Source organism: Streptomyces roseolilacinus (genome assembly GCF_014649335.1).
Lineage (GTDB): Bacteria > Actinomycetota > Actinomycetes > Streptomycetales > Streptomycetaceae > Streptomyces > Streptomyces roseolilacinus.
The window spans coordinates 76,081-98,943 of record NZ_BMSV01000015.1; the positions used below are offsets into that span (position 1 = coordinate 76,081).

The 22,863-nt window shown below is 73.6% G+C and carries 20 protein-coding genes and 1 pseudogene; 15 read left to right on the forward strand and 6 right to left on the reverse strand.

Annotation, left to right across the window (positions count from 1 at the left end; genetic code table 11):
- Positions 1 to 3: 3 nt before the first annotated feature.
- The 6 genes from IE106_RS27920 (at position 4) to IE106_RS27945 (ending at position 7,142) form a co-directional block, all read left to right on the forward strand.
- Entirely contained in the window at positions 4 to 477 is a 474-nt protein-coding gene (locus tag IE106_RS27920; protein WP_189538007.1) for a VOC family protein, read from the forward strand.
- 99 nt (positions 478 to 576) lie between these two features.
- Positions 577 to 2,052: an MFS transporter gene (locus tag IE106_RS27925; RefSeq protein ID WP_189538008.1), complete on the forward strand. Its 1,476-nt coding sequence runs from the start codon at positions 577 to 579 to the stop codon at positions 2,050 to 2,052.
- A gap of 309 nt (positions 2,053 to 2,361) precedes the next feature.
- Complete coding sequence (locus IE106_RS27930) at positions 2,362 to 4,146, forward strand: DEAD/DEAH box helicase (RefSeq protein ID WP_189538009.1); 1,785 nt, start codon at positions 2,362 to 2,364, stop codon at positions 4,144 to 4,146.
- 310 nt (positions 4,147 to 4,456) lie between these two features.
- Positions 4,457 to 5,101 (forward strand): IclR family transcriptional regulator, encoded by a 645-nt coding sequence (locus tag IE106_RS27935; RefSeq protein WP_189538010.1) that lies wholly within the window; start codon positions 4,457 to 4,459, stop codon positions 5,099 to 5,101.
- 327 nt (positions 5,102 to 5,428) lie between these two features.
- Positions 5,429 to 6,217, forward strand: a complete 789-nt coding sequence (locus IE106_RS27940) for a hypothetical protein (RefSeq protein ID WP_189538011.1) — start codon at positions 5,429 to 5,431, stop codon at positions 6,215 to 6,217.
- 208 nt (positions 6,218 to 6,425) lie between these two features.
- Complete coding sequence (locus tag IE106_RS27945; RefSeq protein WP_189538012.1) at positions 6,426 to 7,142, forward strand: aspartate/glutamate racemase family protein; 717 nt, start codon at positions 6,426 to 6,428, stop codon at positions 7,140 to 7,142.
- Positions 7,143 to 7,276: 134 nt separating this feature from the next.
- Here the strand turns inward: IE106_RS27945 and IE106_RS27950 are convergent, their stop codons facing one another.
- A complete protein-coding gene (locus tag IE106_RS27950; protein ID WP_189538013.1) occupies positions 7,277 to 7,771 on the reverse strand; it encodes an Lrp/AsnC family transcriptional regulator in 495 nt (164 codons plus the stop codon).
- 121 nt (positions 7,772 to 7,892) lie between these two features.
- Here IE106_RS27950 and hppD point away from each other — a divergent pair, with 121 nt between their 5' ends.
- Positions 7,893 to 9,038: a 4-hydroxyphenylpyruvate dioxygenase gene (hppD, locus tag IE106_RS27955; protein ID WP_189538014.1), complete on the forward strand. Its 1,146-nt coding sequence runs from the start codon at positions 7,893 to 7,895 to the stop codon at positions 9,036 to 9,038.
- Between the two features lie 95 nt (positions 9,039 to 9,133).
- On the opposite strand, the gene IE106_RS27960 is transcribed toward hppD, so the two are convergent.
- Positions 9,134 to 10,531, reverse strand: coding sequence for a tetratricopeptide repeat protein (locus IE106_RS27960; protein WP_189538015.1), 1,398 nt, complete (start codon positions 10,529 to 10,531; stop codon positions 9,134 to 9,136).
- Between the two features lie 97 nt (positions 10,532 to 10,628).
- Here IE106_RS27960 and IE106_RS27965 point away from each other — a divergent pair, with 97 nt between their 5' ends.
- A complete protein-coding gene (locus IE106_RS27965; protein WP_189538016.1) occupies positions 10,629 to 11,996 on the forward strand; it encodes an FAD-binding oxidoreductase in 1,368 nt (455 codons plus the stop codon).
- A gap of 64 nt (positions 11,997 to 12,060) precedes the next feature.
- Here IE106_RS27965 and IE106_RS27970 read toward each other — a convergent pair whose 3' ends face one another.
- Entirely contained in the window at positions 12,061 to 12,480 is a 420-nt protein-coding gene (locus tag IE106_RS27970) for an SsgA family sporulation/cell division regulator (RefSeq protein ID WP_189538017.1), read from the reverse strand.
- Positions 12,481 to 12,716: 236 nt separating this feature from the next.
- Here IE106_RS27970 and IE106_RS27975 point away from each other — a divergent pair, with 236 nt between their 5' ends.
- Both IE106_RS27975 and IE106_RS27980 read left to right on the forward strand, forming a co-directional pair.
- The gene (locus IE106_RS27975; protein ID WP_189538018.1) at positions 12,717 to 14,171 is read left to right on the forward strand and encodes an RDD family protein; all 1,455 of its coding nucleotides are present in this window, start codon (positions 12,717 to 12,719) and stop codon (positions 14,169 to 14,171) included.
- Between the two features lie 63 nt (positions 14,172 to 14,234).
- Positions 14,235 to 14,981 carry an RDD family protein gene (locus tag IE106_RS27980; protein ID WP_189538019.1) on the forward strand — a complete coding sequence of 249 codons (747 nt, stop codon included), beginning with the start codon at positions 14,235 to 14,237 and terminating at the stop codon, positions 14,979 to 14,981.
- Between the two features lie 401 nt (positions 14,982 to 15,382).
- On the opposite strand, the gene IE106_RS27985 is transcribed toward IE106_RS27980, so the two are convergent.
- Positions 15,383 to 15,655, reverse strand: coding sequence for a hypothetical protein (locus tag IE106_RS27985; RefSeq protein ID WP_189538020.1), 273 nt, complete (start codon positions 15,653 to 15,655; stop codon positions 15,383 to 15,385).
- Positions 15,656 to 15,995: 340 nt separating this feature from the next.
- Between IE106_RS27985 and IE106_RS27990 the strand changes: the two genes are divergently transcribed.
- On the forward strand, positions 15,996 to 18,437 hold the full coding sequence (locus IE106_RS27990; RefSeq protein ID WP_189538021.1) for an immune inhibitor A domain-containing protein: 2,442 nt from the start codon (positions 15,996 to 15,998) through the stop codon (positions 18,435 to 18,437).
- Positions 18,438 to 18,559: 122 nt separating this feature from the next.
- Positions 18,560 to 18,877, forward strand: coding sequence for a hypothetical protein (locus tag IE106_RS27995; protein ID WP_189538022.1), 318 nt, complete (start codon positions 18,560 to 18,562; stop codon positions 18,875 to 18,877).
- A gap of 83 nt (positions 18,878 to 18,960) precedes the next feature.
- On the opposite strand, the gene IE106_RS28000 is transcribed toward IE106_RS27995, so the two are convergent.
- Together IE106_RS28000 and IE106_RS28005 are read right to left on the reverse strand one after the other, a co-directional pair.
- Positions 18,961 to 19,548, reverse strand: a complete 588-nt coding sequence (locus IE106_RS28000) for an isochorismatase family protein (RefSeq protein ID WP_189538023.1) — start codon at positions 19,546 to 19,548, stop codon at positions 18,961 to 18,963.
- 224 nt (positions 19,549 to 19,772) lie between these two features.
- Positions 19,773 to 21,107, reverse strand: a complete 1,335-nt coding sequence (locus IE106_RS28005) for a nicotinate phosphoribosyltransferase (RefSeq protein WP_189538024.1) — start codon at positions 21,105 to 21,107, stop codon at positions 19,773 to 19,775.
- A 173-nt stretch (positions 21,108 to 21,280) separates the two neighbouring features.
- Between IE106_RS28005 and clpS the strand changes: the two genes are divergently transcribed.
- The 3 genes and pseudogenes from clpS to IE106_RS28020 all read left to right on the forward strand — a co-directional run.
- Positions 21,281 to 21,586, forward strand: a complete 306-nt coding sequence (clpS, locus tag IE106_RS28010) for an ATP-dependent Clp protease adapter ClpS (RefSeq protein WP_373295998.1) — start codon at positions 21,281 to 21,283, stop codon at positions 21,584 to 21,586.
- Complete coding sequence (locus tag IE106_RS28015) at positions 21,586 to 22,170, forward strand: DUF2017 domain-containing protein (protein WP_189538025.1); 585 nt, start codon at positions 21,586 to 21,588, stop codon at positions 22,168 to 22,170. Before clpS ends, IE106_RS28015 begins: the two co-directional genes overlap by 1 nt.
- Positions 22,171 to 22,615: 445 nt before the next feature.
- Positions 22,616 to 22,863: pseudogene (locus IE106_RS28020) on the forward strand (D-alanine glycine permease); the annotation flags it as partial.

Sequence of the window (22,863 nt, forward strand, 5' to 3'; positions counted from 1 at the left end):
GTCATGCAGCAGAAGATCACGCCGTTCCTGTGGTTCGACACCCAGGCGGAGGAGGCGGCCCGGCACTACACCGCGATCTTCCAGGACTCGCGGATCGTGAGGGTCGACCGCTACCCCGAGGGGACCCCGATGCCGGCGGGCACGGTCATGACCGTCGAGTTCGAGCTCGCCGGGCAGCGGTACGTGGCGATGAACGGCGGGCCCGAGTTCACCTTCAACGAGGCCGTCTCCCTGTCCGTGGAGTGCGAGGACCAGGAGGAGGTCGACTACTTCTGGTCCCGGCTCGGCGAGGGCGGCGAGGAGGGGCCCTGCGGATGGCTCAAGGACAGGTACGGGCTGTCGTGGCAGATCACCCCGCGCGTCCTGATGGAGATGATGGCCGACCCGGACCCCGAGAAGGCCGGGCGCGCCGCCAAGGCCATGATGGGCATGAAGAAGATCGACATCCAGGGGCTGCGGGACGCCTACGGGGGGTGAGGCCCGCCGCCGTGGGCCGTGGGTCGTACGACCCACGGCCGAGCCGCTCCCCGACTCGCGACAGGCGTCAACCATGCCGATGCCTCTTACCCTGGGGGCATGAGCGCCCTTGATCCGACCGGGACGGCCGACACGGCCGACACGACCGCCGCCCCCACCCCCCAGGAGCAGGGCGGCGGTGGTGTGCTCGACCGGGAGCACCGGGCGCTCAGCATCGGCATCGTCTCCGTCGTCCTGCTGATCGCGTTCGAGGCGACCGCCGTCGGCACGGCGATGCCGGTCGCGGCGCGGGAGCTGGACGGCGTGCCGCTGTACGCGTTCGCGTTCTCGGCGTACTTCACCACCAGCCTCTTCGGCATGGTGCTGGCCGGTCAGTGGGCCGACCGGAGCGGGCCGCTCGGCGCGCTCGCGGCCGGGATCGGCGCCTTCGGGGCGGGCCTGGTCGTGTCCGGGACGGCGGGGGCGATGTGGCCCTTCGTCCTCGGGCGGGCCGTGCAGGGCTTCGGCGGCGGGCTGGTGATCGTCGCGCTGTACGTGGTGGTCAGCCGGGCGTACGAGGAGAGGCTGCGGCCCGCGATCATGGCGGCGTTCGCGGCGAGCTGGGTCATCCCGTCGATCGTGGGCCCCCTGGCGGCCGGCACCGTCACGGAGCGGCTCGGATGGCGGTGGGTGTTCCTGGGGATCCCGGCGCTCGTGGTGTTCCCGCTGGTGCTGGCCCTGCCGGCGATACGGCGCCGGGCCGCCGGGCCCGCCGATCCGGGGGCGCCGGTCGCGGCGTTCGACGCGCGGCGGCTGCGGCTGGCGCTCGGCATCTCCGTGGGCGCGGGGCTCCTCCAGTACGCGGGGCAGGAGCTGCGCTGGCTGTCCGTGGTGCCCGCCGCGGCCGGTGCCGCGCTGCTCGTGCCGGCCGTGCTCGGGCTGCTGCCGCGCGGCACGTACCGGGCGGCGCGCGGGCTGCCGTCCGTGGTGCTGCTGCGCGGTGTCGCGGCGGGCGCGTTCATCTCCGCGGAGTCGTTCGTGCCGCTGATGCTGGTCACCGAGCGGGGTCTGAGCCCGACGCTCGCCGGGCTGTCGCTGGCGGTGGGCGGGGCGACGTGGGCGCTGGGGTCGTTCGTCCAGTCCCGGCCGCGAGTGGAGCCGTACCGGGAGCGGCTGATGGTGCTGGGGATGCTGCTGGTCGCCGCGGCGATCGCGGCCGTGCCGTCCGTGCTGTTCCCGGCGGTGCCGGTGTGGATCGTCGGCGTCGCCTGGGGCTTCGGCTGCCTCGGCATGGGCATGGTCATCGCCTCGACGAGCGTGCTGCTGCTGAAGCTGTCCGCGCCGGAGGAGGCCGGGACGAACTCGGCGGCGCTCCAGATCTCCGACGGCCTGGCGAACGTCCTGCTGCTCGCGGCGGGCGGCGCGGCGTTCGCCGCGCTGGGCGGCGGCTCCGTGACGGGCCACTCCGTGGCCGGCGCCGGGGCGGCCGGCTCCCACCCGGTGGCCTTCGCGGCGGTGTTCCTGCCGATGGCGGCGGTGGCGCTGGTGGGCGCGTGGGTGGCGACGCGGGTGCGGGGCGGGGAGCCGGGCCGGTAGGCGGCGGGGCACCCGGTAGGCGGCGGTGCGACGCCCCCGTGACGCCGGGACCTCTCGGTACGGCCGTGGACCCGCGTCCGCCTCGGCGCCGAGGACGCCTGGTCATCGACGTCGCCACCGGCCGGGAGGATCGAGGTGAAGGGCATCGCCGGGAGGCTCGGCGCGCTCGTCGTGTGACGCCGCTCGCACTCCGCGAGGTCGCGGCGTCGTCCCGGCCGGGGGCCGGACGGGGCACCGGTAAGGTGGCCCGGTTGTCGTACGTCAGCCGTGCGCACCCCCCATGCGTCCGAGAGCACCGAATCGGAGACCGTGACTACTACCGCCTCCCATCACCTCTCTCCCGCCTTCCCCGGCCGTGCCCCCTGGGGCACGGCCAGCAAGCTGCGCGCCTGGCAGCAGGCCGCGATGGAGAAGTACGTCCAGGAGCAGCCCCGTGACTTCCTCGCCGTCGCCACGCCCGGCGCCGGCAAGACGACCTTCGCGCTGACCCTCGCGTCCTGGCTGCTGCACCACCACGTCGTGCAGCAGGTCACCGTGGTCGCCCCGACCGAGCACCTGAAGAAGCAGTGGGCCGCCGCCGCGGCGCGGATAGGGATCAAGCTGGACCCGGAGTACAGCGCGGGCCCGCTCAGCAAGGAGTACCACGGCGTCGCCGTCACGTACGCCGGTGTCGGCGTGCGGCCGATGCTGCACCGCAACCGCTGCGAGCAGCGCAAGACCCTCGTCATCCTCGACGAGATCCACCACGCCGGCGACTCCAAGTCCTGGGGCGAGGCGTGCCTGGAGGCGTTCGAGCCGGCGACGCGGCGGCTCGCGCTGACCGGTACGCCCTTCCGCTCCGACACCAACCCCATCCCCTTCGTCACGTACGAGGAGGGCAACGACGGGATCAGGAGGTCCTCCGCCGACTACACGTACGGCTACGGCAACGCCCTCGCCGACGGCGTCGTCCGCCCCGTGATCTTCCTGAGCTACAGCGGCAACATGCGCTGGCGCACCAAGGCCGGCGACGAGGTCGCCGCCCGGCTGGGCGAGCCGATGACCAAGGACGCGATCTCGCAGGCCTGGCGCACCGCCCTCGACCCGCGCGGCGACTGGATGCCGAACGTGCTGCGCGCCGCCGACCAGCGGCTCACCGAGGTCCGCAAGGCCATCCCCGACGCCGGCGCCCTGGTCATCGCCTCCGACCAGGAGTCCGCGCGCGCCTACGCCAAGCTCATCCGGGAGATAACCGGGCACGGGCCGACCCTCGTCCTCTCCGACGACGTGGGCGCCTCGAAGCGGATCGACGAGTTCAGCGACGGCGACGACCGGTGGATGGTCGCCGTCCGCATGGTGTCCGAAGGCGTCGACGTGCCGCGCCTCGCGGTCGGGGTGTACGCGACGACGATCTCCACGCCGCTGTTCTTCGCGCAGGCCGTGGGGCGTTTCGTCCGTTCCCGGCGGCGCGGCGAGACCGCGTCCGTGTTCCTGCCGACCATCCCGATGCTCCTCGGCTTCGCCAACGAGATGGAGGTCGAGCGCGACCACGTCCTCGACCGGCCGAAGAAGGAGGGCGAGGAGGACCCGTACGCCGAGTCCGAGAAGGAACTGGACGAGGCGAACCAGCAGCAGGACGAGGACACCGGCGAACAGGACATGCTGCCCTTCGAGGCGCTGGAGTCCGACGCCGTCTTCGACCGGGTGATGTACAACGGCGCCGAGTTCGGCATGCAGGCCCACCCCGGCAGCCAGGAGGAGCAGGACTACCTCGGCATCCCCGGCCTGCTGGAGCCCGACCAGGTGCAGCTGCTGCTGCAGAAGCGGCAGGCCCGGCAGATCGCGCACAGCCGGCAGAAGCCCGCGGAGGAGGCCGACCTCGTCGAGCTTCCCGCCGAGCGGCGGCCGGTGGTCTCCCACAAGGAGCTGATGGAGCTGCGCAAGCAGCTGAACACGATGGTCGGCGCGTACGTCCACCAGAGCGGCAAGCCGCACGGCGTCATCCACACCGAGCTGCGCCGGGTGTGCGGCGGCCCGGCGAGCGCCGAGGCGACGGCCGGGCAGATCCGGGAGCGGATCAAGAAGGTCCAGGAGTGGGCCACGCGGATGCGCTGAGCCCCCTTTCCTCCCACGACGCGCGCCCCGGGCGGCCCGGTTTCGGGTACCGCTTCGGGGCGCCGTCGCGGGGAAGAGAGCATTCCGGGATCAACTCCCCATCCGCGCCCGGATTCTGGACGAGGTCTTCCGCTGAGCGGATCCGCTGGTTACTGTCCGGGCACATGCAAACGCCCCGTGGCAGCGCCGCCGCGGAGCGCAGCCGGTGTGCCATGGCCTGCCGGCGGCCTCTCGGTGCGATGCCCACGGGACGGGTGTCGCCTCCGCGTTGAGAGTGTCCGCCGTCACTCACTCCGAAGGAGGGGGCGTCGTGACCGCGGAAACCTCCCAGACGCTCGACCGGGGACTGCGCGTCCTCAAGCTGCTCGCCGACACCGACCACGGGCTGACCGTCACCGAGCTGTCCCAGCGGCTCGGCGTCAACCGCACCGTCGTCTACCGACTGCTCGCCACGCTCGAACAGCACGCGCTCGTACGCCGCGACCTCGGCGGCCGGGCCCGGGTCGGGCTCGGCGTGCTGCGGCTGAGCCGCCAGGTCCACCCACTCGTGCGCGAGGCCGCGCTGCCCGCGCTGCGCTCGCTCGCCGAGGACATCGGGGCCACCGCGCACCTCACCCTCGTCGACGGCGCCGAGGCGCTGGCCGTCGCCGTCGTCGAGCCGACCTGGACGGACTACCACGTGGCGTACCGGGCCGGGTTCCGCCACCCGCTCGACCGGGGCGCCGCCGGGCGCGCGATCCTGCACGCCCGCCAGGCCGGCGGCGCCCCCGAGCCCGGCTACACCCTCACGCACGGTGAGCTGGAGGCGGGCGCGAGCGGCGCCGCGGCCCCGCTGCTGGGCGTGACGGGCATCGAGGGCAGCGTCGGCGTCGTGATGCTGACGGACGCCGTACCGGAACGGGTCGGCCCCCGCGTGGTCGACGCGGCCCGCGAGGTGGCGGACGCCCTGCGCTGAGCCCCCGCCCCCGGTCCCGGTCCCGGTCCCGGTCCCGAGCCGGTCCGGGTCCCGAGCCGGTCCGGCCGGGGGCCGGGGGAGCGGTGCGGCGGTGCCGTCCGGTGGGGCCCGTCCGGTCGTCCTCCCGTGCCGTCTGCCGGTGCCGTCCGTCAGGCCGTACCGCCTGCCGGTGTCGCCCTCTCATACCGCCCGCCCATGCCGCCCGCCCATGCCGCCCGCCCGTGCCGTCCGCGACCGGGGCCGACCGCCGCACCGCCGCCGGACGCCGGGCCGCCGCCGGAGGGCGGGGCCGGGTCGGGGCGGGCGGCGGGCCGATAGATTGGATCCGTGCTCTCCCGTCTCTCGCGCCCCCGTGCCCTGCTCCTGTGCGCCCTGCCCGTGCTCGCGCTGTTCGCGGTGACCGCGTTCGCGCCGCTGCCGTTCACGATCGCGCTGCCCGGGTCGACGGCGGACGTGCTCGGGGTGGACAAGGGGCGGCCCGTGATCACCATCTCCGGGGCGCCCGTGCGGAAGACCAGTGGGCAGCTGCGGATGACCACGATCGTGGCCACCGCGCCGCGCTCCGACGTCGGTCTCGGGGACGTCGTCGACGCCTGGTTCCGCAGCGACCGGGCCGTGCTGCCGCACGACTCCGTCTACCCGGCGGGCAAGTCCGACCGGGAGATCGAGAAGCGCAACCTCGGCCAGATGCGGATGTCCCAGGACAGCGCCGTCGCCGCCGCGCTGAACCACCTCGGCAGGAGCGGGAAGGGCGTCGAGGTGAAGCTGCACCTCGCCGACGTCGGCGGGCCCAGCGCCGGGCTGCTGTTCTCCCTCGGCATCGTCGACAAGCTGGTCGGCGACGGCGAGGGCGGCGACCTCACCGGTGGCGAGGTCGTCGCGGGCACGGGGACGATCGACCCCGACGGGACGGTCGGCGCGGTCGGCGGCGTGTCGCTCAAGACACAGGCCGCCGCGCGGGACGGGGCGACGGTGTTCCTCGTGCCGAGGGCCGAGTGCGGCGACGCCCTGGCGACCCGGCCGGACGGGCTGCGGCTGGTCCCGGTGGCGACGCTGAAGGACGCCGTCGCGTCCCTCAAGGCCCTCGACGACGGTGCCCGCGTCCCCTCCTGCTGACCCGCCGGCCGACCCCGGCCACCGGTCGCCGCGGACCCCCGCCGGTGACGGCCGGGCGGTCCCTTCGCCGGGGCGCGATGCCCGTCTCCAGTGTCTCACCCCAAGGTTTCCTTATGAAACCGCGTCATGTCGCTTATCCGGCTTATGGAAGACTGGCCGGGGGGCGGGAACGCCTCCCGGACCGGAGTCGAGGGGAAGGGGCGGGGCGATGAGGACCATCGGGCTGATCGGCGGGATGAGCTGGGAGTCGACGGCGGAGTACTACCGCCTGGTGAACGAGTTCACGCGCGACCGGCTGGGCGGACTGCACTCGGCCCGGTGCGTGCTCCACTCGGTGGACTTCGCGGAGATCGAGCCCCTGCAGGTCCGGGGGCACTGGGCGGAGGCGGGCGAGGTCCTGGCCGGGGCCGCCCGGTCCCTGGAGGCGGCCGGCGCCGACATGGTGCTCCTGTGCACGAACACCATGCACAAGGTCGCCGACGCCGTCGAGGCGGCGGTGTCCGTGCCCCTGTTGCACCTGGCCGACGTCACCGCGGACGCCGTACGGGCGGCGGGCCTGCGCCGGGTCGGGCTGCTGGGCACGGCGTTCACCATGGAGCAGGACTTCTTCCGCGACCGCCTCGAAGCGGGCGGGCTCGACGTCCGCGTCCCGGACGCCGCCGCGCGCGCGGTCGTCCACCGGGTGATCTACGAGGAGCTCTGCCTCGGCGTCGTACGGGAGGAGTCGCGCGCCGCGTACCGGGAGGTCATCGGGGGCCTCGTCGCCGCCGGCGCGGAGGGCGTCATCCTGGGGTGCACGGAGATCGAACTCCTCGTCGGCCCGCAGGACAGCCCCGTCCCCGTCTTCCCCACCGCGTGGCTCCACGCCCGGGCGGCCGTGGACGCGGCACTGTCGGACACCGGGGACGCGCCCGCACCCCGCTGACCGGCCCCGCCCGCGCGGCGCCACCGTGCCGGCTGCCGGCCGTCAGCCGTCAGCCGCGTCGACCGCCCGGCCGCCCGGCCCACGCCGCGCCACCCACCCGCGCCGGCCGTCAGCCGCGCCGGCTGTCAATGGCGTCAGCCGCGCCGGGCCGGCGGCAGGTAGGCGTCCGTCGCGGCCTGCTCGACCAGCGGGATGATCCGCAGCGGCACCGGGTTCTCCATCACGATCGCCGTCGACGCGCGGACGATCCCGTCGAAGCCCACCACCCGGTCGATCACCCGCTGGAGGTCCGCGTTGGAACGGGCCACCAGGCGGCACAGCATGTCGCCGTGGCCCGTCGTCGTGTGCAGCTCCAGCACCTCCGGCACGCCCGCCAGGTGCTCCCGGACGTCCGCGCCCTGCCCCTGCTTGATCTCCAGCGTCGCGAACGCCGTCACCGGGTACCCCAGCGCCGCCGGATCCACCTCCGGACCGAACCCCCGGATCACGCCGTTCGCCTGCAACCGGTCCAGGCGCGCCTGGACCGTGCCGCGCGCCACCCCCAGCCGCCGCGACGCCTCCAGCACCCCGATCCTCGGCTCCCGCGCGAGCAGGGCGATGAGCCTGCCGTCCAGATGATCGATCGCCATGGCCGCCTTCCAGTGGTCATCCTGTACAGAACGCCCCATCATCGTGGTGTCTCGCTGTGCACATTGACCAGAGGAAACGCAAAGTATTGCGCAGCTTGTGGAACGGAGGGAACCTGCCGCCATGACTGAGACCCTGCATGACACCCCCGGCACCGCCCGGCAGGCCGACCCCTTCCCGGTGAAGGGAATGGACGCGGTCGTCTTCGCCGTCGGCAACGCCAAGCAGGCCGCGCACTACTACTCCACGGCCTTCGGCATGAAGCTCGTCGCCTACTCCGGGCCGGAGAACGGCAGCCGCGAGACCGCCAGTTACGTGCTGACGAACGGCGCCGCCCGCTTCGTGCTGACCTCCGTCATCAAGCCGTCCACCGACCGTGGCCGCTTCCTGGCCGAGCACGTCGCGGAGCACGGCGACGGCGTCATCGACCTCGCCATCGAGGTCCCCGACGCCCGCAAGGCGTACGCGTACGCGATCGAGCACGGCGCCACCGGCGTCGAGGAGCCGTACGAGATCAAGGACGAGCACGGCACCGTCGTCCTCGCCGCGATCGCCACGTACGGCAAGACCCGCCACACCCTGGTCGACCGCTCCGGCTACACCGGCCCGTACCTGCCCGGCTTCGTCGCCGCCAACCCGATCGTCGAGCCGCCGGCCAAGCGCACCTTCCAGGCCATCGACCACTGCGTCGGCAACGTCGAGCTCGGCCGAATGAACGAGTGGGTGGCCTTCTACAACAAGGTCATGGGCTTCACCAACATGAAGGAGTTCGTCGGCGACGACATCGCCACCGAGTACTCCGCCCTCATGTCGAAGGTCGTCGCGGACGGCACCCTCAAGGTGAAGTTCCCGATCAACGAGCCGGCGATCGCGAAGAAGAAGTCGCAGATCGACGAGTACCTGGAGTTCTACGGCGGCGCCGGCGTCCAGCACATCGCGCTCGCCACGAACGACATCGTCGCCACCGTGCGCACCATGCGCGCGGCCGGCGTGCAGTTCCTCGACACCCCCGACTCGTACTACGACACGCTCGGCGAGTGGGTCGGCGACACGCGCGTCCCGATCGAGACGCTGCGCGAGCTGAAGATCCTCGCCGACCGCGACGAGGACGGCTACCTGCTCCAGATCTTCACCAAGCCCGTCCAGGACCGCCCGACGGTCTTCTTCGAACTCATCGAACGACACGGTTCGATGGGCTTCGGCAAGGGCAACTTCAAGGCCCTGTTCGAGGCCATCGAGCGCGAGCAGGCCAAGCGCGGCAACCTGTAGGGCCGCCGCCCCCGGTACTTGTGGCCCCGCGGACCCTGACCCGCGGGGCCACAGGCCGTCTCCCCCCGGCGCCGGGACGGTCCAAAAGACAGACCCTAGCGTTCCGGCGGCGGGCCCGACGGCTCGCCCAGCGCCGCCAGCGCGCGCCGTGCCCCGGGGGCGTGCAGCGGCGAGAAGTACGGGTTGATCCGCAGCGCCTCCTCCAGCTGCCGCCGCGCCGGCCCGGTCCTGCCCAGGGCCCGCTCCACCTCGCCCCGGTGGTACGCGAACAGCGCGCTGCGCACCCCCCGGTCGGTCGCCGCGCGCGCGTACGGCAGCGCCTCGCGCGCCCTGCCGGCCCGCAGCAGCGCCCACCCCAGGGCGTCCGCCACGTCGGCCGACCGGTGCCCCAGCCGCCACCTCGCGCGCAGCCGCGCCACCGCCCGGTCCGGCTCGCCGTGCTCCGCCTCGTACCGGGCGCGCACGAGGGACCGGTCCACGCCGTGCCCGGCCGCCTCCGCCGCCCGCTCCAGCGCCGCCTCGTACCGCTCCCGCGCCTCCGCGTCCCGGCCCAGCGCGGCGTACAGGTCGCCGGCCTCCAGCGCGTACTCCGGCAGCGGGCGCGCCGCCCACGCCGCCCCGTACGCCCCCACCGCCTCGTCCGTACGCCCCAGCGCCGCCAGCGCCCGCGCCCGGCCCGCCAGCGACGGCGCGTCACCGGGTACCGCCCGCAGCGCGGCCGCGTACCGGGCGAGCGCCTCACGGGGAAGGCCCCGCTCCCACAGCAGGTCGCCCAGCCGCGCCAGGCACGCCGCCCGCTCGACGGGCGTCCGGGCCCGCGCCACCGCGTCGTGCGCGAGGGCCTCCGCGTCCTCCCGCCAGCCCCGGTCCCGGTACAGCCCCACCGCCCGCGACAGCGCCGCCGCGTCCGCCGGGCGCAGCTTCCGCAGCCGCTCCAGGGCCTTCCCGGCCGCCGCGTCGTCCCCCAGGCCCCGGTACGCGTCGACCAGCAGCGCCTCGGCCCGCCACGCCCGCGGCTGCCGCCGGCGCGCCTCCTCCGCCCAGCGCCGCGCCGCCGCGAAGTCGCCCCGCGCCTGCGCCAGGACGCCCATGCCGACCGCCGCGTCCGCGTTGCCCCGCGCGGCCGGGCGGATCGCCAGGGAGCGCCGCAGCGCCCGCTCCGCCCTCGGGTACGCCGCCGGGTCACCGGCCCGCACGCCGCGCTCCGCGTACGCCGCGCCCAGCACCGCCCACGACGCGTCGTCCCCCGGATACCGGCGCAGCCACGCCTCCCGGTCGCCGATCAGCGCCTCCAGGTCCGGCACCGACGCCCCGGCGCCCGCCTCCACCGACGCCCCGGCCCGCGCCACCGCCCCCGGAGCGGGCCGCGCCCCATCACCCCGTACGCCACCGGGGCCCACCAGGACCTCCGCCGCGAACAGCGCGAGCGCGCCCACCAGCACCACCCCCGCCCAGGCGAGCAGCACCACCTGGGAGACCCGTTCCGTCCTCATGCCGCCCACTGTGCGCGCGGCCACCGGACCGGCCGGGGCGCCCACGGCCGGTACACGCCCGGTTCACACCGATGGCCCCGGGTGCCACGCTGGGATCATGGACGATCTGCTGCGCCGGCTGCGCGCCGGACTCCCCGCCGAGGCCCTGATCACCGACCCGGACGTGACCCCCTCCTACGCCCGCGACATGGCGGGCTTCTGCCCCGCCGGCACCCCCGCCGTCGTCGTGCTGCCCCGGACCGTGGAGCAGGTCCAGCACGTGATGCGCACGGCCACCGCGCTGCGCGTCCCCGTCGTCCCGCAGGGCGCCCGCACCGGCCTGTCGGGCGCCGCCAACGCCACCGACGGCTGCGTCGTGCTGTCCCTGGTCAGGATGGACCGGATCCTGGACATCGACCCGGTCGACCGGATCGCCGTCGTCGAGCCGGGCGTCGTCAACGCCGTGCTGTCCCGGGCCGTCGCCGAGCACGGCCTGTCCTACCCGCCCGACCCCTCCAGCTGGGAGACCTGCACCATCGGCGGCAACATCGGGACCGCGTCCGGGGGCCTGTGCTGCGTCAAGTACGGGGTCACCGCCGAGTACGTCCTCGGCCTGGACGTCGTCCTCGCCGACGGGCGGCTGCTGTCCACCGGCCGCCGCACCGCCAAGGGCGTCGCCGGGTACGACCTGACCCGGCTGTTCGTCGGCTCCGAGGGCAGCCTCGGCATCGTCGTCCGCGCCGTGCTCGCCCTGCGGCCGAAGCCGCCCGCGCAACTCGCGCTGGCCGCCGAGTTCGCGTCCACCGCGGACGCGTGCGCCGCCGTCTGCGCGATCATGGAGCGGGGCCACACGCCGTCCCTGCTCGAACTGATGGACAGCACCACCGTCCGGGCGGTCAACCGGCTCGGCCGCATGGGCCTGCCCGACACCACCGCCGCGCTGCTGCTGGCCGCGTTCGACACCCCGGACCCCGCGGCCGACCTGGCCGCCGTGGGGGAGCTGTGCACCGCCGCCGGGGCCACCGGGGTCGTCCCCGCCGACGACCCCGCCGAGTCCGAACTGCTCCTCCAGGCCCGCAGGATGTCCCTGCCCGCCCTGGAGGCCGTCTCCACCGCCACCATGATCGACGACGTGTGCGTGCCCCGCTCCCGGCTCGCCGAGATGCTCGACGGCACGGCCGCCATCGCCGACGCGCACGACCTGACCATCGGCGTCTGCGCGCACGCCGGCGACGGCAACACCCACCCCGTCGTGTGCTTCGACCACACCGACCCGGACGAGTCCCGGCGCGCCCGCGCGTCGTTCGACGCCATCATGGCCCTCGGCCTGGAGCTGGGCGGCACCATCACCGGCGAACACGGCGTCGGCGTACTCAAGAAGGAGTGGCTCGCCCGCGAACTCGGCCCCGTGGGGCTCGAACTGCAACGCGGCATCAAGCGGACCTTCGACCCGCTGGGCATCCTCAACCCCGGCAAGCTCTTCTGACCGCCCACCCCGCCGGGGCGGGCCCGTCCCCGCCGCGGCCCCGCACGCCCCCCGCACGCCCTCCTCACGCCTCCGCCGAGAGCAGCGCGGCCAGCCCGTCGTCGATGCCGAGCCGCTCCGCCTCCGTCCCCGGCGCGACCACCCGCAGCGTGCGCTCCAGCCACGCCGACACCTGCGCCGACGGCGCCTCCAGCAGCGCGTCGCCGTTCGGGGACGACAGCGCCATCAGCACGACGCCGCGCCCGTCCGCCTTCGACGGCCGGATCCGCACGTCCCCGCGGCCGCACGGCCGGAACACGCCCTCCACCAGCAGCTCGCGGGCGAACGTCCAGTGCACCGGGTTCTCGGAGCCGATGTGGAAGGCGACGTGGACGGCGTACGGGTCGCTCGTCCGGTACGTCATCCGGGCCGGTACGGGCACGCTGTGGTCCGAGGACAGCACCAGCTTCATCTCCAACTCCCGCTCCACCGTGGACTGCTCCATGGCCGCTTCCTCTCTCTCGCCGGTCCGCGCGGGCCCACCGCGGGCCCGTCCGGAAGGAGAGAGCCGGTTCCCGTGTCGTCATTACGCGACTTCCGCCGACGAATTTCTGTTACTTTGCGTGACGTTGCAGTGACCGGATGGGGGTCCTCTCCCGCGGAGCGGCCCGGGGGCGTCCGGCGGTCTGATAGATGTGGTGCCTTGAATTGAGGCCCTCGAGGAGATACGGGACCACGGTGATGAGCGCCCCAACCCCGGCAACCGGCGACGGCAGCCCCGAAGCCGGGTACTACCCGGACCCCTCCATTCCCGGCTACATCCGGTACTGGAACGGTGCCGCCTGGGTGCCCGGTACGAGCCGCCCGGCGCCCGGGGAGGGCGAGGCCGTCCCGGCGCCGCCCGCCTCCGGCGCGCCCTCCCGGGTCCCGGCCCAGGCGTCGGCGCCCGCGGTGGTCCCGGCCGTCGAGGAGACCGGACCGGTCTTCCTGGACGAGGACCCCGGCATGGCGTCCGAGTCCGGCCCCGGCCCCGAGCCGGAGCGGGAGGCGGGTCCCGAGCCGGCGTCCGCGTGGCAGGCCGACCTCTCCCGCCAGCACGGCCTCGACGGCGGGCGGGACGTCGCGTGGGGCGCGGCCGGCCGGCCGGACCCCCGGGTGCCGGCCGCCGCCGACCCGGCGGGCGGCGCGCTGCCCGGGGCACGGCGGGTGGAGCCCGAACCGGAGGCGCGGCCCAACCCCGAGGGCACGATGACCATGCGGGCACCCCGGCGGGAAGCGCCCCGCACACCGGACGTCCCGGCCCCGCACGGCCCGCAGTCCCAGCCCCAGGGCCCGCAGACACAGGACCCGCACTCCCAGGGCGCCCACTCCCAGGGCCCGCAGACACAGGGCCAGGGCCCCCAGGTGCACGCCCCGGCCCCGGCCGCCCAGCCGCAACCGCACGCGCCCGTCCAGCCGCAGCCGTCCCCCGCGTACCAGGTCCCCCCGCAGGCGGCCGCCCCCGCGGCCCCCGTCACCACCGGCCCGGGAGGCGCCGCCGCCTCCTGGGCGCAGCAGGTCCACCAACTGGCCCAGCCGCAGCCCGCCCCCGTGCCGCCGCAGGCGCAGCCCGGCCCCGCCCTGCCGGGGGCGGACGCCGCCCAGCAACCCGTCGTCCCGTGGAAGCTGCCGGTCAGCGACCCGTTCCTGCGGGCCGCCCAGGAGCGGGCCGCCGCGCGGCCGGCCGGGCTCGGCCGGAGGTTCGCCGCCCGCCTCGTCGACAGCCTCGTGCTCGGCGCGCTCGCCGGGGCGGCGGGCACGCCGTTCGTGCTGAACGCCGTCGACCACATCCGCGGCAAGATCGAACAGGCGGAACGGTCCGGCGAGACGGTCACCGTGTGGCTCGTGGACGGCACCACCTCCGTCCAGTTCGGGATCGCGCTCGGCATCCTGCTGGTGCTCGGCGTGCTGTACGAGGCGCTGCCGACCGCCAAGTGGGGCCGGACGCTCGGCAAGAAGCTGTGCGGGACGGAGGTCCGGGGCATCGAGTCGCACGAGCCGCCGACGTTCGGGCAGGCACTGCGCCGCTGGCTGGTGTACGGGGTGCTGGGCCTGACCGGGATCGGCGTGCTCAACGTGCTGTGGTGCCTGTTCGACCGGCCGTGGCGGCAGTGCTGGCAGGACAAGGCGGCCGGCACGTTCGTGGCGGGCCGCTGACGCCGTCCCCCGAACGGCACATGACCGGATGCGGGCGTCGGCGGGGCGGGATGCACTGCCCCCATGAGCAACGAACCGCCGACGCCCGGCCCGCCTCCCGAGGACGATCCGTTCCGCAAGCGCCCGCAGGAGCCGCCCCAGCCCCCGGAGGGCGGCGCCCCGCCCCCTCCGCCGCCCGGCGGGGAGGGCCCCTACGGCGGCGGCCCCTACGGCGGACCCCCCGGCGGGGGGCCTCCCGGCGGCGGCCCGTACGGCGGGGGGCCCTACGGCGGCGGCCCGTACGGTGGCGGTCCCTACGGGGGCGGCCCGTACGGCGGGACCGACCCGCTCGGCGGGATGCCGCCGCTCGCCGACACCGGCAAGCGGGTCCTCGCGCGCGTCGTCGACTGGCTCGTCATCGCCGTGCCCCTGGGGCTCCTCGGCATCCCCTTCGGCGTCTACTCCCGCGTGAACGACGAGACCGGCGACCTCGGCGACGTGTGGACGTCGGGTGGCGGCGGCGGCCAGTGGGTGTTCCAGCTCGTCTCGATCGCGGCGTACGTCGTCTACGACACCCTCATGACGACGAAGAGGAACGGCCAGACGCTCGGCAAACGGATGACCGGCCTGCGGGTCGCGATGCTCAACGACGGGAGCACCCCGCCGACGAGCGCCGCACTGACGCGGGCACTCGTTCTGTGGGTGCCCACGCTGATCTGCTGCGCCTGCCTGTGGCCGCTGCTGCTGCTCGTGCTGATCCTGGTGGACAAACCGTACCGGCAGGGCCTCCACGACAAGGCGGCGAGAACCGTCGTGGTGTCAGCGGCGTGATGCTCTCCTTTTTTGGGCTCGTTCCGCCTCCGGGGCGCTGTGAGCGGGTGTCGAGGCGGTGAACGTGCTCGGCCCCTCGTACCTCGGGGCGCTGCGCGCGATCACCGCCTCGACACCCGCGCGCCCCTTCGGCTCCACGAGCGGTACAGGGGGACGCCCTCCCCCTCCCTGGCACGGGTGCGGCCCCGCACGAAGCATGCCCCCGTCGGCCCGACACCCACGTCCGCGCGCCCCTTCGGCTCCACGAGCGGTACAGGGGGACGCCCTCCCCCTCCCTGGCACGGGTGCGGCCCCGCACGAAGCATGCCCCCATCGGCCCGACATCCGCGTCCGCGTGCCCCTTCGGCTCCACGAGCGCTACAGGAGCGCACCGTCCCCCTCCCCGACAGTCGCGCGCCCCTTCAGTTCCGCGAGCGGCTCATCGGGGCCTCCTCGTCCCCCGGGGCGGTCCGGCCCGGCGAGTGGTCCGACGGTGTGTTCCCCCGAGCGCCCGCGTGCGCGCCGGTGCCGCGCGCCGCGGCCAGCGTCACGCCGAGGCCGAGCACCAGGGAGACCAGTGCGGCCAGCGCGATACCGGCGTCGGTGGTCGCGCCGGACAGCAGGAGCAGGGCGACGGTCGAGCAGACGACGGTGGCCGAGCCCAGGGCGAGCTGTGCGGCGGTCGGACGCGGCATGACGGTTTCCGTCCTCGTGGTGGGTCTCTCGCGACGCGGTCGTACGGACTGACGACCCTACGACGCTGGATGCCCGGAGGGAGCCGGCGGTAAGCGCCGCCTCACGCGCAGTGCCGGTGCGTCAAGGGCGCACGGGGTCACGCACACCCTGCGGGGAGGGATTTGCCCGTCCGTTATACGGATCGGGGTGTTCACATAGGGCACTTGGCCTGTGCAAGTCAAGACTGTCTTTTTTCGCGTAAGTCCGGTCGAATGTCGTCACTTGTGGCGCGACACCGCACGCGGATATTCACGTGACCCCCCATCCGCGTTGGCGGTTCGCAGGGGAGGAAACATACAAGTGACCAGCAGACGACGGGCGTTCCGCACGTCCGCGGTGTTCGTGGCCCTGGCCGCGACCGCCGCGACCGCCGGGGCCCTCACCACGGCCCACGCCGACAACCGCCCGGAGACGGGCATCGAGCGCCACGATCCGGCGCCGGGCGCGGGCCACCACGGCCACGCCCACGACAAGGCCGCAGGGGTCGACCACGACCTCGAGGGCCCGTTCACCGAGCAGCAGGAGAAGCAGCGCGAGGCGGCGCTGGAGCAGGTCCTCGCCGGCGAGTCCAAGGTGGAGCGCCGCGGCGCCTCCCAGGTCGTCAAGCTCGACGCCAAGAAGTACGTCGAGCTCGGCCGGGAGAAGACCGACAAGATCTTCACCATCCTCGTCGAGTTCGGTGACAAGGTCGACAACGAGACGCTCGTCGACCGCAAGGACGACGACACCGACGAGCTGAAGCCCAAGTTCGGCGGCAAGCCCGGCCCCCTGCACAACCGGATAGCCGAGCCGGACCGGTCGAAGGACAACTCGACCGCCTGGCAGGCCGACTACGACCGGGAGCACTTCCAGGACCTGTACTTCGGTACCGGCAAGGACGAGCAGGGCAAGCAGAAGCACTCGCTGAAGACCTACTACGAGCGCACCTCGTCCGGCCGCTACTCGGTCGACGGCACGGTCTCGGACTGGGTCAAGGTCGAGTACAACGAGGCCCGCTACGGCTCCAACTACTGCGGCCAGACCAACTGCTCCAACGTCTGGGACGCCGTCCGCGACGGTGTCACCGCGTGGACCGCGGACCAGAAGGCCAAGGGCAAGACCGACGCCGAGATCAAGGCGATGCTGGCCGAGTACGACCAGTGGGACCGCTACGACTTCGACGGCGACGGCAACTTCAACGAGACCGACGGCTACATCGACCACTTCCAGCTCGTGCACGCGGGCGAGGACGAGTCGGCGGGCGGCGGTGCGGAGGGCACCGACGCCCTGTGGGCCCACCGCTGGTACGCGTACGGCACCGACGCCGGCAAGACCGGCCCGGCCGGCAACAAGGCCGGCGGCACGCAGATCGGCGACACCGGCATCTGGGTCGGCGACTACACGATGCAGCCGGAGAACGGCGGCCTCGGCGTCTTCGCCCACGAGTACGGCCACGACCTCGGCCTGCCGGACCTGTACGACACCTCCGGCCGCGCGGGCGCCGAGAACTCCACGGGCTTCTGGTCGCTGATGTCCTCCGGTTCCTGGCTGGGCACCGGCAAGGACTCCATCGGCGACATGCCGGGCGACATGACGGCCTGGGACAAGCTGCAGCTGGGTTGGCTGGACTACGAGAAGGCCAAGGCCGCCACGAAGTCCAAGCACAAGCTGGGTGTCGCGGAGTACAACACCAAGAACCCGCAGGCGCTCATCGTCGAGCTGCCGAAGAAGAAGGTCACCAACCCGATCGTCAAGCCGGTCCAGGGCGCCACCCAGTGGTGGAGCAACATGGGTGACGACCTCAAGAACACCCTCACCCGCTCCGTCGACCTGACGGGCAAGTCCACGGCCCAGCTGTCGCTCGACGGCTGGTGGGACATCGAGGCCGAGTACGACTACCTGTACGCCGAGGTCTCCACTGACGGCGGCGCGCAGTGGACCGCCCTCGACGGCACCGCGAACGGCACGCCGCTCACCAAGGACGCCAGCGGCGCCACCGGCCTGACCGGTGTCTCCGAGTCGTTCAAGAAGCTCGTGTACCCGCTCGACGCGTACGCCGGCAAGAAGATCGACGTCCGCTTCCGCTACCAGACGGACGGCGGCGTGGCCCAGAAGGGCTTCGCGGCGGACAACATCGTCGTCACGGCCGACGGCGCCCCGCTCTTCGCGGACGACGCCGAGACCGAGGCCGCCGGCTGGACGTCGAAGGGCTTCTCCCGCATCGGCGAGGCGATCACCGACGAGTACGCGCAGTACTACATCGCGGAGAACCGCCAGTACGTCTCCTACGACGCGACGCTGAAGGTCGGCCCGTACAACTTCGGGTTCGGCGGCGACAAGGCCAGCTGGGTCGAGCACTACCCGTACCAGACCGGTCTGCTGGTCTGGAAGTGGGACACCTCGCAGGCGGACAACAACACGGCCGTCCACCCCGGTGAGGGCCTCGTCCTCCCCATCGACGCCCACGCCAAGCCGCTGACCTGGGCCGACGGCACGCTGATGCGCAACCGCGTCCAGTCCCACGACGCGCCGTTCAGCCGCTTCCGCACCGACCGCATCACGCTGCACAAGGCGGACGTCCCGCAGGGGATCGGCGGCCTGTCCGGCAACCCGGTCTTCGACGACCGCAAGGGCGTCTACTGGTTCGAGAGCAACCCGCGGGCCGGCGTCAAGGTAACTGACACCAACACCCGGATCGCGATCGTCGACCAGCCGCGCAGCGGCCAGACGATCACCGTCCAGGTGGGTCCGTCGACCAAGTGATCTAAGGAACCGCAGGTCACAGCGTGATCGGCCGTCGCCCCCTAGCGGGCGGCGGCCGATCGTGTTTAGGTGCAGCTGACCGATTTCCTATTGACACACCTTTCGGCGGGGGAGCGTTCGGCATGCCCGGTGGTGGTTTCTGCAAGTTGCCCGGCGGCAGGATGGTGGTCGCGCTGAGCCTGCCCAATCCGGGCGGCGAGGGCGAGGTGCGCATCCTGGTCCACGCGGTGAACCGGCCGCGCGCGCTGACCCGCCTGCGCAACCTCGGCCTGCGCGCCTACCTGCGGGGGAACACCCACCCGCCGACGCCCGACGAGATCACGGCCGTGCTGCACCACCCGGACGGGCTGCTGTGGCGGACGACGCCGAGCCGCGAGCAGGAGCTGTGGCGCCCGATACGCGCCCTGCTGAGGCCCCTGAGCGCCCCCGAGCGCGCCTAGAGCGCCTTCCCGGCCCCCCGGAGAACCCTCCACACCCCTACGCGCCTCCCGGCCTCCCGAGCCGTCCGGCGGTCCCGGCCGTGTCAGACGACCGGCTTGCCGCTCAGCTCCACCCCGGCCGCGCGGAGCTCCTCCAGGGCCCTGCGCGTGGTCCCCTCGGCGACGCCCGCGGTGAGGTCGAGCAGCACGTGCGTGCGGAAGCCCTCCGCGACCGCGTCCAGGGCGGTGGCCCGCACGCAGTGGTCGGTCGCGATGCCCACGACGTCGACCTCCGTCACGTCGTGGGCCCGCAGCCAGTCGGCGAGGGAGACGCCGTTCTCGTCGCTGCCCTCGAAGCCGCTGTACGCGGCCGCGTACGCGCCCTTGTCGAACACGGCCTCGATCGCGCCGGAGGCGACGGCGGGCGCGAAGTTCGGGTGGAACCCGACGCCCTCGGTGCCCGCCACGCAGTGCGCCGGCCAGGAGCGGACGAAGTCGGGGCGCTCGGCGAAGTGGTCGCCCGGGTCGACGTGGTGGTCGCGGGTCGCGACGACGTGCCGGTAGCCGACCCCCGCGGTCTGGCCGACGAGGTCCGTGATGGCGGCGGCGACGTCCGCGCCCCCCGCCACCGCGAGGCTGCCGCCCTCGCAGAAGTCGTTCTGAACGTCGACGACGATCAATGCGCGGTGCATGGCGGGTGTCCTTACGGTGGGGGGCGGTCGGTGGTCGCTGCGAGGGGATGATTCGAGCCTAGAGACTTCCCCTCCCCGAGGGGAGGGGGTGGACGGGGGCCGTCCGGCGCGGGGCGGGGGAACACGTCTACCACGGCCGGACACCCCGGCCCCCGAGACGGGACGCCCGGCGGGCAAACCGACGGCTCGCCCGCCTCCGACCCCTGCACGCCCACCCCCTGCGATCACCCCTCCACGTACTCGGTGGGCAGCACCGGCTCGCCGCGTGACAGCTGGACGGCCGACAGCGGCAGCCCCGCGCGGGCGGCGATGTGCCGTTCCCGTGCCGCCTCCAGCGGCTCCCGGGCGACGACCTCCCCGGCCTTGACCAGCAGGCGCTGGAGCTGCCGCCCGGCCAGTTCCCCGGGTACCGGGCCGGTGCCGACGACCTCCGCCTCGGCGACCCCCTCGGTGTCCAGCCGCCGGGCCGCCCACTTGCGGCCGCCCAGCGACGTCTTGCCGCCCAGGGAGCGCTTCGCGACGGGCCGCAGGGGGGCGGCGGGGTCCGCGGAGTCGGCGCGGGCGACCAGTTTGTAGACCATCGAGCAGGTCGGGTGTCCGCTGCCGGTGACCAGCTGGGTGCCGACGCCGTACGCGTCCACGGGTGCGGCGGCCAGCGAGGCGATGGCGTACTCGTCGAGGTCGGAGGTGACGACGATCCGCGTGTCGCGGGCTCCCAGCTCGTCCAGCTGGTGGCGCACCCGGTGCGCCACCAGCAGCAGGTCGCCGGAGTCGATGCGTACGGCGCCGAGGCCCGGTCCGGCCACTTCCACGGCGGTGCGCACGGCCTCGCCGACGTCGTACGTGTCGACGAGCAGCGTCGTGCCCCGCCCCAGCGCCTCCACCTGCACCCGGAACGCGTCGCGCTCGGTGTCGTGCAGCAGGGTGAAGGCGTGCGCGGAGGTGCCGACGGTCGGGATGCCGTACCGGAATCCGGCGGCCAGGTCGGAGGTGGAGCCGAAGCCGCCCACGTACGCGGCGCGCGACGCGGCGACCGCGGCCAGTTCGTGGGTGCGCCGGGCGCCCATCTCGATCAGTGCGCGCCCGCCGGCGGCGGCGGACATCCGGGACGCGGCGGCGGCGATGGCGGAGTCGTGGTTGAGGATGGAGAGGATCACCGTCTCCAGCAGCACGCATTCGGCGAAGGAGCCCTCGACGCGGAGGATCGGCGAGCCGGGGAAGTACACCTCGCCCTCGGGGTAGCCCCAGACGTCGCCGCCGAAGCGGTACTCCGCGAGCCAGGCGAGCGTCGGCTCGTCGACGATGCCCCGTTCGCGCAGGAAGGCGAGCATGGCGTCGTCGAAGCGGAAGTTCTCCACGGCGTCCAGGACGCGGCCGGTGCCGGCCACGACGCCGTACCGGCGGCCTTCGGGGAGGCGCCGGGTGAAGACCTCGAAGACCGAGCGCCGGTCGGCGGTGCCGCCCCGCAGGGCCGCCTGGAGCATGGTCAGCTCGTACTGGTCGGTGAAGAGCGCGGTGGACGGCACAGCCACCGGAAGCCCTAGGTCCGCAGCGTTCATGCCAGGATCGTACCCCGAATACTCGTCAGAGTGACGATTTCTCGTTCGAGGACGTTCCGGGGGCCCCTCCGGGGTCCTTCCGGGGCCCGCGGGCGGCGGCCGGACCGGGCGTCGTAACGGAAGGCAGGAGTCCGTTTGTGCGGTGGCGCACGGGCAGTGGCAGCATTGGCCGAGTGAGTGTTGCTCCCGTAGAGATCGAACGCACGGCCCCGGCGGAAGAGGGCCACGCCGTCACCGAACCCGACGTGCCGTGGGTGACGATCGTCCACAACGACCCGGTCAACCTCATGAGCTACGTGACGTACGTCTTCCAGACGTACTTCGGCTACTCCAAGGACAAGGCGCACAAGCTGATGCTCGACGTGCACCACAAGGGCCGGGCCGTGGTCTCCAGCGGCACCCGCGAGGAGATGGAGCGCGACGTGCAGGCGATGCACGGGTACGGGCTGTGGGCCACCCTCTCCCAGGACCGCGGCTGATGAGCGGCCACTTCGAGGCGCTGCCCGACGGCGGCGCGGCCGTGCCGCTGGACGAGGTCGAGGTCTCCATCCTGCGCTCGCTCGCCGTCCAGATGCTGGAACTGATCGGCCCCGGTGACGAGCCCGCCCAGGGCGAGGACCCGCTCGCCGCGCTCTTCCAGGAGGGCCCCAGCGAGAAGCCGTCCGACCCGGCCCTGGCCCGCCTCTTCCCCGACGCGTACGGGGACGGCGACGAGCGGCTGCGCGAGGCGTCCGCCGAGTTCCGCCGGTTCACCGAGAACGACCTGCGCACCCGCAAGCGCGAGGACGCCCTCGCCGTCGTCCGCAGCCTCGACGCCCTGGCCTCCGCCGGCGACGGGTCCGGCGGCGGCCGCCTGGAGCTCTCGCCCGAGGAGTGCCGCCGCTGGCTCGGCGCGCTCAACGACCTCCGCCTCACCATCGGGGCCCGCCTGGAGGTCACCGACGAGGACGAGAACGCCGACCTGTACCGGCTGCCGGACTCCGATCCGCGCAAGCCGATGGTGATGGCCTACCTGTGGCTGGGCGCCCTCCAGGAGACGCTCGTCGAGACGCTGATGGCCTAGGGACCGCCGGCACGGTGGCGATCCGGCCCCGGGTCGCTCTGACGCGCGGTGAGGACCGCAGGCCACGGCCGTCTCCCGCCGGGTGTTTCCGGCCGGGGCCGCCGTCCGGTCGTCGAACGCGGGCTTCCACATAACGATCGCGTCAACGGTCCTGCGCTTCTCTTCCCCTGTCCGGTTCGGGCCGCCAGTGTGTGACCCGGGTCACGCGCCAGTCGGACAAGCACATGGTAGAACTTCGCAACTCCCGTGGTGGCCCACTCCGTTGACCGCGGGAGGTGGACCGATCCAGCCACTCACGTACGACATGTGCGACCCCTGTCGTCAGGGTCCGCGGCCGACGGGGTGGTAGGCCGCCGGACCGGACGGCGGCGCCCGCTCGACCTCGTGCCCCTCTGCTGCTGTGCCGTGCCGCCCAGCAGGTCCCCTGCATCCTGAGGTAGTCAGAATGTCCCTGGATTCCATCACCACATCGATCGACGAAGCCGTCAGTGGGTTCTTCGAGCCCATAGCGGCCTGGCTCGGTGAGGTCGTCTTCTACTCCGTCCCCGTCGCGGGGACGGAGCTCCCGCTCATCGTCGCCTGGCTCGTCGTGGCCGGCCTGGTCTTCTCGGCCTGGTTCGGGCTCGTCCAGGTCCGCAAGTTCAAGCTCGCCGTCGACGTGGTGCGCGGCAAGTACGACGAGAAGGGGTCGGC